The 16,255-nt window shown below is 71.4% G+C and carries 15 protein-coding genes; 3 read left to right on the forward strand and 12 right to left on the reverse strand.

All coding sequences use genetic code 11. The annotated features are described in order from the left end of the window. Positions 1-9: 9 nt before the first annotated feature. From OG332_RS15045 to hrcA, 8 genes are all read right to left on the reverse strand, one after another. Positions 10-1,053 (reverse strand): PhoH family protein, encoded by a 1,044-nt coding sequence (locus tag OG332_RS15045; RefSeq protein ID WP_327413961.1) that lies wholly within the window; start codon positions 1,051-1,053, stop codon positions 10-12. A 158-nt stretch (positions 1,054-1,211) separates the two neighbouring features. Next, positions 1,212-2,297, reverse strand: coding sequence for a carbohydrate kinase family protein (locus OG332_RS15050; protein WP_327413962.1), 1,086 nt, complete (start codon positions 2,295-2,297; stop codon positions 1,212-1,214). Positions 2,298-2,391: 94 nt separating this feature from the next. Further along, complete coding sequence (locus OG332_RS15055; RefSeq protein ID WP_327413963.1) at positions 2,392-3,297, reverse strand: ribonuclease Z; 906 nt, start codon at positions 3,295-3,297, stop codon at positions 2,392-2,394. Between the two features lie 3 nt (positions 3,298-3,300). Then, positions 3,301-3,660 carry a histidine triad nucleotide-binding protein gene (locus OG332_RS15060; RefSeq protein ID WP_327413964.1) on the reverse strand — a complete coding sequence of 120 codons (360 nt, stop codon included), beginning with the start codon at positions 3,658-3,660 and terminating at the stop codon, positions 3,301-3,303. Between the two features lie 96 nt (positions 3,661-3,756). Continuing rightward, positions 3,757-4,500, reverse strand: coding sequence for a 16S rRNA (uracil(1498)-N(3))-methyltransferase (locus tag OG332_RS15065; protein ID WP_327413965.1), 744 nt, complete (start codon positions 4,498-4,500; stop codon positions 3,757-3,759). Continuing rightward, on the reverse strand, positions 4,497-5,588 hold the full coding sequence (locus OG332_RS15070) for a nitronate monooxygenase (protein ID WP_327413966.1): 1,092 nt from the start codon (positions 5,586-5,588) through the stop codon (positions 4,497-4,499). Before OG332_RS15070 ends, OG332_RS15065 begins: the two co-directional genes overlap by 4 nt. 156 nt (positions 5,589-5,744) lie before the next feature. Beyond that, on the reverse strand, positions 5,745-6,881 hold the full coding sequence (gene dnaJ, locus OG332_RS15075) for a molecular chaperone DnaJ (protein ID WP_327413967.1): 1,137 nt from the start codon (positions 6,879-6,881) through the stop codon (positions 5,745-5,747). Further along, complete coding sequence (hrcA, locus tag OG332_RS15080; RefSeq protein WP_327413968.1) at positions 6,882-7,898, reverse strand: heat-inducible transcriptional repressor HrcA; 1,017 nt, start codon at positions 7,896-7,898, stop codon at positions 6,882-6,884. A 146-nt stretch (positions 7,899-8,044) separates the two neighbouring features. Here hrcA and OG332_RS15085 point away from each other — a divergent pair, with 146 nt between their 5' ends. Together OG332_RS15085 and OG332_RS15090 are read left to right on the forward strand one after the other, a co-directional pair. Next, complete coding sequence (locus OG332_RS15085; protein WP_327413969.1) at positions 8,045-8,770, forward strand: MBL fold metallo-hydrolase; 726 nt, start codon at positions 8,045-8,047, stop codon at positions 8,768-8,770. Between the two features lie 28 nt (positions 8,771-8,798). Then, positions 8,799-9,608 carry a DUF3097 domain-containing protein gene (locus tag OG332_RS15090; protein WP_327413970.1) on the forward strand — a complete coding sequence of 270 codons (810 nt, stop codon included), beginning with the start codon at positions 8,799-8,801 and terminating at the stop codon, positions 9,606-9,608. On the opposite strand, the gene OG332_RS15095 is transcribed toward OG332_RS15090, so the two are convergent. From OG332_RS15095 to lepA, 4 genes are all read right to left on the reverse strand, one after another. Continuing rightward, positions 9,586-10,173 carry a Uma2 family endonuclease gene (locus OG332_RS15095; RefSeq protein ID WP_327413971.1) on the reverse strand — a complete coding sequence of 196 codons (588 nt, stop codon included), beginning with the start codon at positions 10,171-10,173 and terminating at the stop codon, positions 9,586-9,588. The genes OG332_RS15090 and OG332_RS15095 overlap by 23 nt on opposite strands. A 103-nt stretch (positions 10,174-10,276) precedes the next feature. Then, complete coding sequence (gene hemW / locus OG332_RS15100; protein WP_327413972.1) at positions 10,277-11,509, reverse strand: radical SAM family heme chaperone HemW; 1,233 nt, start codon at positions 11,507-11,509, stop codon at positions 10,277-10,279. 229 nt (positions 11,510-11,738) lie between these two features. Then, complete coding sequence (locus OG332_RS15105) at positions 11,739-13,628, reverse strand: AMP-dependent synthetase/ligase (protein WP_327413973.1); 1,890 nt, start codon at positions 13,626-13,628, stop codon at positions 11,739-11,741. A gap of 232 nt (positions 13,629-13,860) precedes the next feature. Further along, entirely contained in the window at positions 13,861-15,726 is a 1,866-nt protein-coding gene (lepA, locus tag OG332_RS15110) for a translation elongation factor 4 (protein WP_030384650.1), read from the reverse strand. A 198-nt stretch (positions 15,727-15,924) separates the two neighbouring features. On the opposite strand from lepA, the gene rpsT reads away from it, so the two are divergent. Next, the gene (rpsT, locus tag OG332_RS15115) at positions 15,925-16,191 is read left to right on the forward strand and encodes a 30S ribosomal protein S20 (protein ID WP_327413974.1); all 267 of its coding nucleotides are present in this window, start codon (positions 15,925-15,927) and stop codon (positions 16,189-16,191) included. Positions 16,192-16,255 lie beyond the last annotated feature (64 nt).

Raw genomic sequence — 16,255 nt, forward strand, 5'->3', positions numbered from 1 at the left:
CGCTGGGTTCTACTTCCGCTGGTGGCCGTTCGCGGCCTGCTGGCCGTCGTCGTACTTCTCGTACGCGTCGACGATACGGCCGACCAGCTTGTGCCGGACGACATCCTCGGACGTGAGCCGCGAGAAGTGGATGTCCGGCACCCCGTCCAGGATCTGCTGGACCACGCGCAGACCGCTCTTGGCGCCACCCGGCAGGTCGATCTGCGTGACGTCACCCGTGACGACGATCTTCGAGTCGAAGCCGAGCCGGGTCAGGAACATCTTCATCTGCTCGGCGGTGGTGTTCTGTGCCTCGTCGAGGACGACGAAGGCGTCGTTGAGCGTGCGTCCGCGCATGTACGCCAGGGGCGCGACCTCGATGGTGCCCGCGGCCATGAGCCGGGGGATCGAGTCGGGGTCGAGCATGTCGTGCAGCGCGTCGTAGAGCGGGCGCAGGTACGGGTCGATCTTGTCGAAGAGGGTGCCCGGCAGGAAGCCGAGCCGCTCCCCCGCCTCGACGGCGGGCCGGGTCAGGATGATCCGGCTGACCTGCTTGGACTGCAGGGCCTGCACCGCCTTGGCCATGGCGAGGTAGGTCTTGCCGGTACCGGCGGGGCCGATGCCGAAGACGATCGTGTTCTTGTCGATCGCGTCGACGTACCGCTTCTGGTTGAGGGTCTTGGGTCGGATGGTGCGGCCGCGGCTGGAGAGGATGTTCTGGGTGAGCACCTCGGCGGGCGTTTCCTCGGGCCCGCTCCCGTTTCCGTTGCCGCTCGCCTTGAGCATGGCGATCGAGCGTTCCACTGCGTCCTCCGTCATCGGCTGCCCGGTGCGGAGCACCAGCATCATCTCGTCGAACAGGCGCTGGACCAGTGCGACTTCCGCCGCATCGCCGATCGCGCTGACCTGATTGCCCCGAACATGGATGTCGGCCTTCGGAAAGGCCTTCTCGATCACGCGCAACAGGGCGTCACCGGATCCGAGCACCGTCACCATCGGGTGCCTGGCCGGGACGGTGAAGTGGGCTCGCGCCTGCCCCGGCACTGGAATGTGGGCTGTGGGTGTCTGAGTCATGGGCCGGCACTGTGGCCTGCACATACCTCCCGCTGAGGGGCCGCACCGATCGACGACCTCCGGAATACCAAGCCTACGTCGCCGCCGCGGCTTCCCCGAGAGGTTTTACGCCCCCTCCGCGCGATCCCCGGGACGCCACGGCCCCCCGGGTCGTCCGGTCACGCGGAGTGCCGGAAGCCGATCGTCGGCACGGCTCTGCGCCGGGCCGCCGGGCCCGAGCCGGGCGGGATCAGGTCGTCCAGGAAGCCGTAGCGGCCGCGCAGCGCCTGCGGGGCGGCCCTCCACCATTGGGCCACCTCCGGCCAGCCGGGGGCGGACAGGGAGCCGCCGAACTCCTGGACCGACAGGGCCGCCGTCAGCCCGGCGAAGGCCAGGCGGTCCGCGAGGGGCCAGCCCGCCAGCGTGCCGGTGACGAAGCCCGCCACGTACACGTCCCCCGCCCCCGTCGGGTCCAGCTCGTCCACCGTGATCCCGGGGACCTGCGCCGTCTCCCCGGTGCGCCCGTCCACCGCGTACGAGCCCTCCGCGCCCATCGTCACCACCGCGATCGGCACCTTGTCCGCCAGCGCCCGGGCCGCGGCCCGCGGACAGTCGGTCCGCGTGTACCGCATGGCCTCGCCCGCGTTGGGCAGGAAGGCCTCGCAGTGCTCCAGGTCGGCCAGGGCCCCCAGGTCCCACCGCCCGCTCTCGTCCCACCCCACGTCCGCGAAGATCCGCGAGCCGCGCCGGGCGGCCTCGCCGATCCACTCCTCGCCGCGGCCGGGACCGAGCGCGGCCACGGCCGCGCGGGCCAGCGGCGGGAACGGCCCGGGGCCGGCCGGCGGCGGAGCCTCGTGGCCGTGCGAGACCATCGTGCGCTCGCCCTCGTAGGCCATCGAGACGGTGACGGGGCTGTGCCAGCCGGGGATCGTGTGCGACATGGACAGGTCGATGCCCTCGCCCTGCTCCAGGGCGTCCCAGCAGTACTCGCCGTAGTGGTCGTCCCCGAAGGCCGCGGCCAGTGAGGTGCGCAGCCCGAGCCGGGCCAGGGCGGTGGCCATGTTGGCGACGCCGCCGGGGCTGGAGCCCATGCCGCGCGCCCAGGACTCCGTACCGCGGACCGGCGCCGAGTCCAGGCCCGTGAAGATGATGTCGAGGAACACCGTGCCGGTCAGGAAGACGTCGCAGCCCGGTTCCTGCGGATCGCGCAGCGGACCGAGCGGGTCCACGGCGGCTGCGCGGCTGTCGAAGTCCCTACTGGTCACGGTGTACTCCCCGATGTGCTTCCTACGGAAAGCTGCCAGCCCTGCCCGTCCGGTGCGGAGCCAAACCCCAGTGTGGCGCAGATCACCTACACCTTCAGCCCCGCTTGGGGAGCGGAACGCGCACCAGGTCCTCCGCCACCGTCAGCTCGCCCTCGAAGCCCGCCGCCCGCGCCTGCCGCTCGAACTCGGACGGGTCCGTGTACCGCTGGGAGAAGTGCGTCAGCACGAGGTGCCGGACGCCCGCGTCCCGCGCCACCCGCGCCGCCTGGCCCGCCGTGAGGTGCCCGTGGTCGGTGGCCAGCCGCTCGTCCTCGTCGAGGAAGGTCGACTCGATCACGAGCATGTCGCAGCCCTCGGCGAGCGCGTACACCCCGTCGCACAGCCGGGTGTCCATGACGAAGGCGAAGCGCTGCCCGCGCCGGGGCTCGCTGACCTCGTCCAGCGTGACCTCGCCGAGCCGCCCGTCGCGCTGGATCCGGCCCACGTCCGGCCCCTTGACGCCGTGCCGCGCGAGCAGCTCCGGCACCATGCGGCGCCCGTCGGGCTCGGTGATCCGGTAGCCGAAGGACTCCACCGGGTGCGAGAGCAGCCGGGCCTCCAGGGCGTACGTGGCCGCCTGCGCCAGCGTCCCGTCCGCGGCCACCGGTTCCTCGCGCAGCGGGACGGTCTCGCGGTAGGCCGTGGCGTACCGAAGCCGGTCGAAGAACTTCTGCCCGGAGGCCGGGTAGTGCGCGGTGACGGGGTGCGGGACCTGGTCGAGGTTGATCCGCTGGATCACCCCGGCCAGCCCGAGGCTGTGGTCACCGTGGAAGTGGGTGACACAGATCCGGTTGATGTCGTGCGCGGCGACCCCGGCCCGCAGCATCTGCCGCTGCGTGCCCTCGCCCGGGTCGAAGAGGATGCCCTCGCCGTCCCAGCGCAGCAGGTAGCCGTTGTGGTTGCGGTGGCGGGTGGGCACCTGGCTGGCGGTGCCCAGCACCACGAACTCTCGTACGGACACGTGCTATCCGGGGGGCCACTGGAGGCCGCGGCCGCCGATGACGTGCGCGTGCGCGTGGAAGACGGTCTGCCCGGCGCCGGAGCCGGTGTTGAAGACGACGCGGTAGCCGTGGTCGACGATCTTCTCGTCGAGGGCGATCTGGCCGGCCTCGCGCAGCATGTCGGCGGCGACGGCCGGCTCGGCGGCGGCGAGGGAGGCCGCGTCGGGGTAGTGCACCTTGGGGATCACGAGCACGTGCGTGGGCGCCTGCGGGTTGATGTCCCGGAAGGCGACCGTGGTCTCGGTCTCGCGGACCACGGTCGCGGGGATGTGCCCCTCGACGATCTTGCAGAACAGGCAGTCGGCCTGCGGTTCCCCGGCCATTGCTGAGCCTCCCGTGACGTTGATCGGTCCGGGCATCGTATCCAGCCCGGGGCCGCCCGGGGGCGGTGCCCGATCAACGGGGGCCGGTCGACAACTTCAAGCCCAGCGGCCGGTGCGGGCCAGCAGGACCGCCGCGGCCGCGGTGCCGGCCGTGGAGGTCCGCAGGACGGAGCGGCCGAGGCGGTGGGGGTGGGCCCCCGCCGCGGCGAAGGCGGCCAGCTCCTCCGGGGAGACCCCGCCCTCCGGGCCGACCACCAGGACGACGGAACCGGAGGAGGGGAGCGCCGCCGTGGCCAGGGCCTCGGAGGGGGTGTCGCGGTCCTCGTGCAGGACCATCGCCAGGTCGGCTCCGGCCAGCAGCGCCGCGACCTGCTTGGTGGACATGGCCTCGGCCACCTCCGGGAAGCGGACCCGGCGGGACTGCTTGCCCGCTTCCCGGGCGGTGGCCCGCCACTTGGCCAGGGACTTGGCGCCCCGGTCGCCGCGCCACTGCGTGATGCAGCGCGAGGCCTGCCAGGGCACGATCGCGTCCACGCCGGTCTCGGTCATGGTCTCGACGGCCAGCTCGCCGCGGTCCCCCTTGGGCAGGGCCTGGACCACGGTGATGCGGACCTCCGGTTCCGGTTCCAGCCCGGCCGAGGACACCGCCACGACGAGGCGGTCCTTGCCCTCCGCGGCCTTCACGACCGCCTCCGCCCAGCCGCCCCGGCCGTCGGTCAGGACGACCGCCTCGCCCGGGTTCAGCCGTTTCACGGACACCGCGTGCCGGCCCTCCGGGCCGTCCAGGACGAACTCCGGCCCCGCGGGGACCTCTTCGACCACGAACACCGGGGCGGTCATGACGCACTCCTCATCTGCATTGCCTTCAACGCGCTCTGCGCCTCGGCCAGTTCGGCCGCCAGCACCTCCACCAGTTCCCCCGCCGGCAGCGCCCGCGCCAGCCGGTGCCCCTGCCCCGCCCACAGGGCCATGCCCTGCGCGTCCCCGGCCGCGGCGGCCGCCCTGCGCAATCCCGAGGTCAGGTGGTGGACCTGCGGGTAGGCGGCCGGGGCGTACGGCCCGTGCTCCCGCATGAACCGGTTCACCAGCCCCCGCGCCGGCCGCCCGGAGAACGCCCGGGTCAGCTCGGTCCGGACGAACAGCGGGTCGGTCAGCGCCTTCTTGTGCACGGGGTCCGCCCCCGACTCGGGGCAGGCCAGGAAGGCCGTTCCGAGCTGCGCCGCCTCGGCGCCCGCCGCCAGCAGCGCCGCGATCTGCGAGCCGCGCATGAGGCCGCCCGCCGCGATGATCGGGAGGGCCACGGCCTCCCGCACCTGGGCCACCAGCGCGAGCAGCCCCACGGCCGCCGTGCCGTCGGCCTGGGGGTCGTCGCGGTGGGTGCCCTGGTGGCCGCCCGCCTCGACGCCCTGGACGCACACGGCGTCGGCCCCCGCCTGCTGGGCGGTACGGGCCTCCTCGACGGAGGTCGCCGTGACGACCGTGTACGTACCGGCCTTGCGCAGGGCGGCGAGGGCCGCGGAGGAGGGACAGCCGAAGGTGAACGAGACGACCGGGACCGGGTCTTCGAGGAGGATGGCGAGCTTGGCGTCGTAGCCGTCGTCGCTGGTGCCGATGATGTCCTCCTCGGCGAGCGAGATCGCGTACCAGCTCGCCTCACCGGCCAGCTGGCCCCGGTACGCCTCCACGGCGGCCGGGTCCACGAAGCCGGTCTGCGGCAGGAAGAGGTTGACGCCGAAGCGGTGCCGGGTGAGGGCCCGCACCTGCTTGATCTCCTGGTACATCCCGTCGGCGGTCTTGTAGCCGCCGGCCAGGAAGCCCAGCCCGCCCGCCTCGCACACGGCGGCGACGAGCGGAGGACAGGAGGCGCCGCCCGCCATGGGAGCCTGCACGATCGGGTATGGGGAGAGACCGTTCGGTGCGGAGGACATGGACTGCATCGTGCCATGTCCCGCTCATGGGGCCGAATCATGGGATTCGCCTGGCATAGTCCGCTTCCCGACCCGGTCACGGGCCCCCGCCCGGCCCATGCGAAGAGCCCGGCAGGGAATCCCCTGGCCGGGCTCTCGGCGGTGTCCGCCGGTCGCTCAGCGACCGTTGAACGCGTCCTTCAGGCGGCTGAACAGCCCCTGCTGACCTGGCGCGAACTGGCCCATCGGCCGCTCCTCGCCGCGCAGCTTCGCCAGCTGGCGCAGCAGGTCCTCCTGCTGCGCGTCCAGCTTGCCCGGGGTGGTGACCTCGACGTGGACGATCAGGTCGCCGCGCCCGCCGCCGCGCAGGTGGGTGACGCCGCGCCCGTGCAGCGGGATCGCCTGCCCGGAGCCGGTGCCGGGCCGGATGTCGATCTCCTCCAGGCCGTCCAGCGTCTCCAGCGGACACTTGGTGCCCAGTGCGGCCGCCGTCATCGGGATCGTCACCGTGCAGTGCAGGTCGTCCCCGCGCCGCTGGAAGGTCGGGTGCGCCAGCTCGTGGATCTCCACGTACAGGTCGCCGGCGGGGCCGCCGCCGGGGCCGACCTCGCCCTCGCCCGCGAGCTGGATCCGGGTGCCGTTCTCGACACCGGCCGGGATCTTGACCGTGAGGCTGCGGCGGGAGCGGACCCGTCCGTCGCCCGCGCACTCGGGGCACGGGGTCGGGACCACGGTGCCGAAGCCCTGGCACTGCGGGCAGGGCCGCGAGGTCATGACCTGGCCGAGGAAGGACCGGGTGACCTGCGAGACCTCACCGCGGCCACGGCACATGTCACACGTCTGCGCGGAGGTGCCGGGAGCGGCGCCCTCGCCGGAGCAGGTGGTGCAGACGACGGCCGTGTCGACCTGGATGTCCTTGGTCGTCCCGAAGGCCGCCTCGTCCAGCTCCAGGTCCAGGCGGATCATGGCGTCCTGGCCGCGCCGGGTCCGCGAGCGCGGGCCGCGCTGCTGACTCTGGCCGAAGAAGGCGTCCATGATGTCGGAGAAGTTGCCGAAGCCGCCCGCCCCGAAGCCGCCCGCGCCGCCGCCGCCCGAGGAGGACAGCGGGTCGCCGCCGAGGTCGTAGACCTGCTTCTTCTGCGGGTCCGACAGGACCTCGTAGGCGGCGTTGATCTCCTTGAAACGCTCTTGCGTCTTGGGATCGGGGTTCACATCCGGGTGCAGCTCGCGCGCGAGCCGACGGAATGCCTTCTTGATCTCGTCCTGCGATGCGTCGCGGCGCACGCCGAGAACGGCGTAGTAGTCCGTGGCCACTTACGACTCCGCCAGGATCTGTCCGACGTAACGTGCCACTGCGCGTACCGCTCCCATCGTTCCGGGGTAGTCCATGCGGGTCGGTCCGACCACGCCGAGTTTGGCGACTGCTTCGCCGCCCGAACCGTAACCGACGGAGACGACGGACGTGGAGTTCAGTCCCTCGTAGGCATTCTCATGCCCGATCCGTACGGCCATTCCCGACTCGTTGGCCTCGCCGAGCAGCTTGAGGAGCACGACCTGCTCCTCCAGCGCCTCGAGCACCGGCCTGATCGTCAGGGGAAAATCGTGTCCGAAGCGGGTGAGATTGGCGGTACCGCCGATCATCAGCCGCTCTTCGGCTTCCTCGACCAGGGTCTCGAGGAGGGTGGAGAGCACGGTGGAGACGGTGCCCCGGTCCTCGGCCTCGAAGGATTCGGGCAGGTCCTGGACGAGCGGGGGCACATCGGTGAAGCGCCGTCCGACGACCCGGCTGTTGAGCCGGGCCCGCAGGTCGGCGAGCGAGGCCTCGCTGAAGGGGCTCGCGCAGTCGATGAGCCGCTGCTCGACCCGTCCGGTGTCCGTGATCAGTACGAGCATCAGGCGCGCGGGAGCGAGCGAGAGCAGCTCCACGTGCCGGACGGTCGAGCGGGTCAGGCTCGGGTACTGGACGACCGCGACCTGCCGGGTCAGCTGCGCGAGCAGCCGCACCGTGCGGCCGACGACGTCGTCGAGGTCCACGGCGCCGTCGAGGAAGTTCTGGATGGCCCGGCGCTCGGGCGTCGACAGCGGTTTGACCCCCGCCAGCTTGTCGACGAAGAGGCGGTAGCCCTTGTCGGTGGGGATCCGGCCGGCGCTGGTGTGGGGCTGGGCGATGTAGCCCTCGTCCTCCAGCACGGCCATGTCGTTGCGCACGGTCGCGGGCGAGACGCCGAGCCGGTGCCGCTCGGTGAGCGCCTTGGAGCCGACCGGCTCCTCCGTCCCGACGTAGTCCTGGACGATGGCGCGCAGCACTTCGAGTCTGCGTTCGCTGAGCATCGCGCACACCTCCAGCTGTGGTCCGTTGCCGTGTTCTGCCGTGTTGGTTGGCACTCTGGCCGTTCGAGTGCCAGAGATCCCCCGCTCAGTGTACGGCCGGGCGGTAAGCCCCTGGCAAGGGAGGCCCACCAGGGTAGCGTCGCCGTATGGACGTACGTTGGGAAGAGGAAGGCTGGGAACGGCTGACCGGACGGGCCGGCCGGCGACGGCTGCCGGTGTGGGACTGCACGGTGGGACTGGTGGTGGGGGACGAGTCGGTGCTCCTGATCGACCCCGGTTCGTGTGTCCGGGAGGGCGCTCAGGTGCGGGCCGAGGCGGAGCGGCTGACGGGCCGGCGCGTGACCCATATCGCATTCACGCACGGCCATTTCGATCACGTCCTGGGCGGTGCGGCCTTCTCCGGGGCCGAGGTGTTCGGGGCGGTCGGACTGGACGGGGTGCTGTCGACCGGCCGCGAGGAGCTGCGCGGGGACGCGGTGCGGCACGGCCTGGCGGAAGCGGAGGCGGCCGAGGCGGTGGACCTGCTGGTGGCGCCGAAGCACCTGGTGTCGGGCGAGTGGACGCTGGAACTGGGCGGGCTGCAGGTGCTGCTGGCCAATGTGGGGCCCGGCCACACCGGACACGACCTGGCCGTCTTCGTGCCGGGCGGGCGCGAGACGGTGTTCTGCGGGGACCTGGTCGAGGAGTCGGGCGACCCCTCGGCGGGTCCGGACGCGGTGCCCCGGCAGTGGCCCGCCGCCCTGGACCGGCTGCTGGCGCTCGGCGGGGACGACGCACTGTACGTGCCGGGTCACGGAGCGGTGGTCACGGCGGGCTTCGTCCGTGCGCAACGCGCCACACTGGCAGCCCGTTTCGGCGTGTCGGAGGCATGACGCGGGCGGCTCTCCTACTGTCGGCCGGATGCGCGAGTACTCCCCCGACCTGACCCCGCAGTGGAAGCGCCCCCGGGCAGTGCCGGAGGTGGCGGCCGAGCCCGATCTGGTGGTCGAGGTGGCGGGTACGGACTTCTGCGGCGCGGTGGTGGCCTGCGAGGCGGGCACGGTGACGCTGGAGGACCGCTTCGGCAAGCGGCGGGTGTTCCCGATGGAGCCTCGGGGGTTCCTGCTGGAGGGCGCGGTGGTCACCCTCACGCGCCCCTCGCGCGGCCCCGCCGCGCCCCGTCTCACCGCCTCGGGCTCGATCGCCGTCCCGGGGGCGAGGGCGCGCGTGGCACGGGCCGGGCGGATCTACGTGGAGGGCCGGCACGACGCGGAGCTGGTGGAGCGGGTCTGGGGCGACGACCTGCGGATCGAGGGCGTGGTCGTGGAGTACCTGGAGGGCATCGACGACCTCCCCGCCGTCGTCGCGGAGTTCGCCCCGGCGCCGGACGCCCGGCTGGGGATCCTGGTGGACCACCTCGTCCCGGGCTCGAAGGAGTCCCGCATCGCGGCCTCGGTGACCTCGCCGGACGTCCTGATCGTGGGCCACCCGTACGTGGACGTCTGGCAGGCCGTGAAGCCCTCCGCGCTGGGCATCCCCGCGTGGCCGGTGGTCCCGCCCGGCCAGGACTGGAAGACGGGCCTCTGCCGGGCCCTGGGCTGGCCGGAGAACACGGGCGCCGCCTGGCAGCACATCCTGTCCCGGGTGACGTCCTACAAGGACCTGGAGCCGACGCTCCTGGGCCGCGTCGAGGAACTGATCGACTTCGTCACGGTCGGCGGTGCCGCTTGAACTTCGGGAGGGTTCCGAACTCGGCGGTCTCCAGCTTGACGTCCAGGACGTCCAGGGGGACGGGGTCGCCGAAACCCACCCTTCGCTCGACCTTGTAGTCGGCATCCTCACCCGTCCCGGTCGGCTCGGTGAGCAGCAGGCACTCCGCCTCGAACGGATCGATGATCAGGTAGGCGGGGACCCGGCCCGCCGCGTACATCGAACGCTTGATGCCGTAATCGGCGTCGGCGCTGTTCTTGGACACGACTTCGACCAGCAGGGTGACGGCCGGCGCCGGGATGAGCCGTCCCGGCCCCGGCTCACTGCCGAGCTCCAGCACGACGAGGTCGGGCTGGGGTTCGCTGCTCTCGCCCGGGATGGCGATGTCCTGGGTCTGGAGTGGCTCCCACCGGTCACGCGGGATCTGGTACAGCACGGACAGCACGATCCTGTTGTGGACCCGGTCCGGCCCGGCCATCATCACGATGTCCCCCCTGAGGAGCTCGGCCTTATAGCCCTCGGGGACCTCGAAGTCCTCGAAGACTTGCGCGGCATCCGTGATCAGCCGGTCATCCACAGCGGTCATCTCCGTGGCCCTCCGCGTCCTGCCGCCGTCGCTTACGGGGGCAGCGTACGAACAGGATAGGCAGGCACCCCCCGGGTTCGCCCGGATTCACTCCCGCGAGTGGTCAGTCCACGAGGTCGCGGACCACCGCGTCCGCCAGGAGCCGGCCGCGCAGGGTCAGGACGGCCCGCCCGGCCTCGTACGGACCAGCGTCCAGCAGCCCGTCCGCGAGGGCCTTGCGGGAGGCGGCGAGCCCGGCCGGGGCGAGCAGGGACAGCGGGACGCCGTCCACCAGGCGCAGCTCCAGCAGGATCCGCTCGACCCGCCGGTCCTCCTCGGAGAGGAGCTCGCGTCCCGCGCCCGGGGAGCGGCCCTCCGCGAGGGCCGCCGCGTAGGCGCCCGGGTGCTTGACGTTCCACCAGCGCACCCCGCCCACGTGCGAGTGCGCGCCCGGACCCGCGCCCCACCAGTCGGCGCCGCGCCAGTACAGCTCGTTGTGCAGGCAGCGCCCGGCCTCCGAGGTGGCCCAGTTCGAGACCTCGTACCAGGAGTACCCGGCCCCGGCCATGACCTCGTCCGCGATCAGATAGCGGTCGGCGTGCACGTCGTCGTCCGTCATGGGGACCTCGCCCCGGCGGATCCGGCGCGCCAGCTGCGTGCCCTCCTCCACGATGAGCGCGTACGCCGAGATGTGGTCCGGCCCCGCGCCGAGCGCCGCCGACAGCGACGCCCGCCAGTCCTCGTCCGACTCCCCCGGCGTCCCGTAGATCAGGTCGAGGTTGACGTGCTCGAAGCCCGCGGCCCGCGCCTCCGCGACGCAGGCCTCCGGGCGGCCCGGGGTGTGGGTGCGGTCCAGGACCTTCAGGACGTGCTGCTTGGCGCTCTGCATGCCGAAGGAGATCCGGTTGAAGCCCCCGGCGCGCAGCTCGGCCAGATACTCCGGGTTCACGGACTCCGGATTGGCCTCGGTGGTGATCTCCGCGTCCTCGGTCAGGCCGAATTCGTCCCGGATCGCCGCGAGCATCCGTACGAGGTCCCCGGCCGGCAGCAGCGTGGGCGTACCGCCGCCCACGAACACCGTCCGTACGGCCCTGGGGTCGTCCCCGAGGACCTTGCGCGCGAGGCGGACCTCGTCGATCAGGGTGTCGGCGTAGTTCTCCCGGGAGGCGAGCACGCCTCCGGTGCCCCGCAGCTCGGTGGCCGTGTAGGTGTTGAAGTCGCAGTACCCGCAGCGCGTGGCGCAGTACGGGACGTGCAGGTAGAACCCGAGCGGCCGCTCCCCCGCGCCCGCCAGGGCATGCGACGGCAGCGAGCCGTCTTCGGGCATGGGTTCACCGTCGGGCAGTGCGGAAGGCATACCCCCATTCTCCCGCACCCCGGACCCGCCCCAGCCCCGCCCGACGCCATTCCGGCCCCGCCGGCGTTTGAGGCGCGGGGTCCGGGGCGGAGCCCCGGGAAGCCGACCCGCGGGGAGGCACGTCTGCGCAGGCCCCGGGCGCCGCAGGCCAGGGGCCGGGCCCGCCCGGGAGGAGGCGGGGTCCGCGGGGCGGCCCGGCCGCCCCGCCCCGCCGAGCCCGCGGCAGGCGTCAGGCCTCGCGCGACCCCTCGTACATCTCCTCGATCAGGTGCTTGAACTCACGCTCGACCACCGGCCGCTTCAGCTTCAGGCTGGGCGTCAGGTCTCCGTGCTCGACGTCGAGGTCACGCGGCAGCAGCCGGAACTTCTTGATCGTCTGCCAGCGCTGGAGGCCCTCGTTCAGGGTCTGTACGTACGTCTCGATCAGGCGCTCCGTCTCCGGTGCGGCCAGGACCTGTCCGTACGCCTTGCCCTCCAGCCCGTTGTCGGCCGCCCAGGTGAGGATCGACGGCTCGTCGAGGGCGATCAGGGCCGAGCAGAAGTTCCGGTCGGCGCCGTGCACGACGATGGTCGACACGTACGGGCAGATCGCCTTGAACTGGCCCTCGATCTCCGCCGGGGCGACGTACTTGCCGCCCGAGGTCTTGATCAGGTCCTTCTTGCGGTCGGTGATGCGCAGGTAGCCGTCCGCCGACAGCTCGCCGATGTCGCCCGTGTGCAGCCAGCCGTCGGACTCCAGGACCTCGGCGGTCTTGTCCGGCTGCCGGTGGTAGCCCTGCATGATGCCGGGGCCGCGCAGCAGGACCTCGCCGTCGTCGGCGATGCGGACCTCGGTGCCGGGGAGCGGCTTGCCGACGGTGCCGGTGCGGTAGGCCTCGCCCGGGTTGACGAAGGAGGCCGCACTGGACTCCGTCAGGCCGTAGCCCTCCAGGATGTGGATGCCCGCGCCGGAGAAGAAGTAGCCGATCTCGGGCGCCAGCGCGGAGGCGCCGGAGACGGCGGCGCGCAGATTGCCGCCGAAGGCCTCGCGGAGCTTGGAGTAGACGAGGGCGTCGGCGATCTTGTGCTTGGTGGTGAGGCCGAAGGGGGCGCTCGCCTGACCGGTGCGGCGGAAGTTGTCCTGGGTGACCTTCGCGTACTCGCGGGCGACGCCGGCCGACCACTTGAAGATCTTGTACTTGGCGCCGCCGGCGGCGCGCGCCTTGGCCGCCACGCCGTTGTAGACCTTCTCGAAGATGCGCGGAACGGCGGCCATGTACGTGGGCTGCACGATCGGCAGGTTCTCGATGATCTTGTCGATCCGGCCGTCGACGGCGGTCACGTGCCCGGCCTCGATCTGCCCGGAGGTCAGCACCTTGCCGAAGACGTGCGCCAGCGGCAGCCACAGGTACTGGACGTCCTCCCGGCCGATCAGGCCGGTGGCGACCATGGCCTTGGCCAGGTACGACCAGTTGTCGTGCAGCAGCCGCACGCCCTTGGGGCGGCCGGTGGTGCCGGAGGTGTAGATGAGGGTGGCGAGCTGGTCGGAGGTGATGGCCGAGACCCGCTCCTTGACCGCCTCGGGGTGCTTGACGAGGTACTCCTTGCCCCGCGCCTCCAGCTCGGCGAGCGAGAGCACCCAGCCCTCGGGGTCACCGTCGGCGGCGACCGCGTCCGCGGCGTCCAGGACCACGACGTGCGCCAGCTTCGGCAGGTCGGCGCGGCGCTCGCGCGCCTTCGCCAGCTGTTTGGCGTCCTCGGCGATGAGCACCCGGCTCTCGGAGTCCGCGAGGATGAAGGCCGACTCGTCCGCGTTGGTGCTGGGGTAGACGGTGGTGACCGCGCCGCCCGCGCACATCACGCCGAGGTCGGACAGGATCCACTCGACCCGGGTGTTGGAGGCGAGCGCGACGCGCTCCTCCGTCTGCAGGCCGAGGGCGATCAGCCCGGCGGCGATGGCGAAGACCCGCTCGGCCGCCTGGCCCCAGCTGAGCGACTTCCAGTCGTCGGCGCCCTGGCCGCCGGCCGCGGGCACCGGGTACCGGTAGGCTTCCGCGTTCGGCGTCGCTGCGACGCGCTCAAGGAAGAGCACCGCCACCGTGGGCGGGCGGTTCTCGAGATAGGCCTGTGTGTCGCTCACGACATCCTCCGGACCGATCCACGCGGCAGAGCGTGGGCGTGGGGCGCTTGGGGCGCTGGGGACTGGCGGGTTTGAGACGTACCAGCTAGTGACTGGCGAGTAACCATCGAGCAGTGATCAGACTAAAGCCCGTCCGGCGCCTGCGTAAGAGCTCGCGAGCGGCCGGTTCATAACGAAACAGGCCCCCACGCCGGTGCGTGGGGGCCTGGTTCCGTCGAGTGGCGGGGCGGCGCTACTTCTTCTTGCCGCCGGACTCGTCGCTGGACAGGACGGCGATGAAGGCCTCCTGCGGGACCTCCACGGAGCCGACCATCTTCATCCGCTTCTTGCCTTCCTTCTGCTTCTCCAGCAGCTTCCGCTTACGGGAGATGTCACCGCCGTAGCACTTGGCGAGGACGTCCTTGCGGATGGCGCGGATGGTCTCGCGGGCGATGACGCGGGAGCCGATCGCGGCCTGGATCGGCACCTCGAAGGCCTGCCGCGGGATGAGCTCGCGCAGCTTGGCGACCAGGCGCACACCGTAGGCGTAGGCGGCGTCCTTGTGCGTGACGGCGGAGAAGGCGTCGACCTTGTCGCCGTGCAGCAGGATGTCGACCTTGACCAGGCTGCCGGACTGCTCGCCCGTGGGTTCGTAGTCGAGCGAGGCGTAGCCGCGCGTCTTGGACTTCAGCTGGTCGAAGAAGTCGAAGACGATCTCCGCGAGCGGGAGGGTGTAGCGGATCTCGACCCGGTCCTCGGAGAGGTAGTCCATGCCGAGGAGGGTGCCGCGGCGCTGCTGGCACAGCTCCATGATCGCGCCGATGAACTCGGTCGGGGCGAGCACGGTGGCCCGTACGACCGGCTCGAACACGTCCGAGATCTTGCCCTCGGGGAACTCGCTCGGGTTGGTGACGGTGACTTCCTTGCCGTCCTCCATGACCACCCGGTAGACCACGTTGGGCGCGGTGGCGATCAGGTCGAGGCCGAACTCGCGCTCCAGGCGCTCACGGACCACGTCCAGGTGGAGCAGGCCGAGGAAGCCGACGCGGAAGCCGAAGCCGAGCGCCGCCGAGGTCTCCGGCTCGTAGACGAGCGCGGCGTCGTTCAGCTGCAGCTTGTCGAGGGCCTCGCGCAGGTCCGGGTAGTCCGAGCCGTCGAGCGGGTACAGACCCGAGAAGACCATCGGCCGCGGGTCCTTGTAGCCGCCGAGCGCCTCGGTGGCGCCGTTGTGCAGGCTGGTGATGGTGTCACCGACCTTGGACTGACGGACGTCCTTCACGCCGGTGATGATGTAGCCCACCTCGCCGACGCCGATGCCGTCGGACGGGGTCATCTCCGGCGAGGAGACGCCGATCTCCAGCAGCTCGTGGGTGGCGCCGGTGGACATCATCCGGATGCGCTCGCGCTTGTTCAGCTGCCCGTCGACCACACGCACGTAGGTCACGACACCGCGGTACGAGTCGTAGACCGAGTCGAAGATCATCGCGCGGGCCGGGGCGTCCTTGACGCCGACCGGGGCCGGGACGGTGGCGACGACCTTGTCGAGCAGTGCCTCGACACCGAGACCGGTCTTCGCCGAGACGCGCAGGACGTCCTCGGGCTGGCAGCCGATCAGGTTCGCGAGCTCCTCGGCGAACTTCTCCGGCTGGGCGGCCGGCAGGTCGATCTTGTTCAGTACGGGAACGATCGCGAGGTCGTTCTCCATCGCCAGGTACAGGTTGGCGAGGGTCTGAGCCTCGATGCCCTGGGCGGCGTCCACCAGGAGGACCGTGCCCTCGCACGCGGCGAGGGAGCGCGAGACCTCGTAGGTGAAGTCGACGTGCCCGGGGGTGTCGATCATGTTGAGGATGTGGGTGTTGCCCTGACCCTCGCCCGTGGTGGGCGCCCAGGGCAGCCGGACCGCCTGGGACTTGATCGTGATGCCGCGCTCACGCTCGATGTCCATGCGGTCGAGGTACTGGGCGCGCATCTGCCGCTGGTCGACCACACCGGTGATCTGGAGCATCCGGTCGGCAAGCGTCGACTTGCCGTGGTCGATGTGCGCGATGATGCAGAAATTGCGGATCAACGCCGAGTCGGTACGGCTCGGCTCGGGCACGTGGCTGGGGATCGCGGGCACGCAGTGTCCTGATTCTCGGTCGCAGTCGGAACTCGGAACGGAGTCTGAGTCCTCCCATGGTCCCATGGACGGGGCAGTGCGCTCGGTTTGGGCCGCCAGGAGCGTGCCTGGTAGCCTGGGCAGCTGTGTCTCGTATGCCCTCTCAGCTGTCGAGGCACAATCCGAAGAACAAAACTCTGAACCTGAAAAGGCTCTTTCGTGGCGAACATCAAGTCCCAGATCAAGCGGAACAAGACGAACGAGAAGGCGCGCCTGCGCAACAAGGCCGTCAAGTCCTCGCTCAAGACCGCGATCCGCAAGGCCCGCGAGGCCGTCGTCGCCGGTGACGTCGAGAAGGCCACCGTGGCTTCTCGCGACGCCGCGCGTGCGCTCGACAAGGCTGTCTCGAAGGGTGTCATCCACAAGAACGCCGCCGCCAACAAGAAGTCGGCGCTGGCGATCAAGGTTGCCTCCCTCCAGGGCTGAGCTCTCGATGTGAATCGCCGGTAAGGACCCAGCGGGCCCTCTCTTCCGCTCCTTCACCGGCACA

The sequence above is a fragment of the Streptomyces sp. NBC_01233 genome (genome assembly GCF_035989305.1).
Taxonomy (GTDB): domain Bacteria; phylum Actinomycetota; class Actinomycetes; order Streptomycetales; family Streptomycetaceae; genus Streptomyces.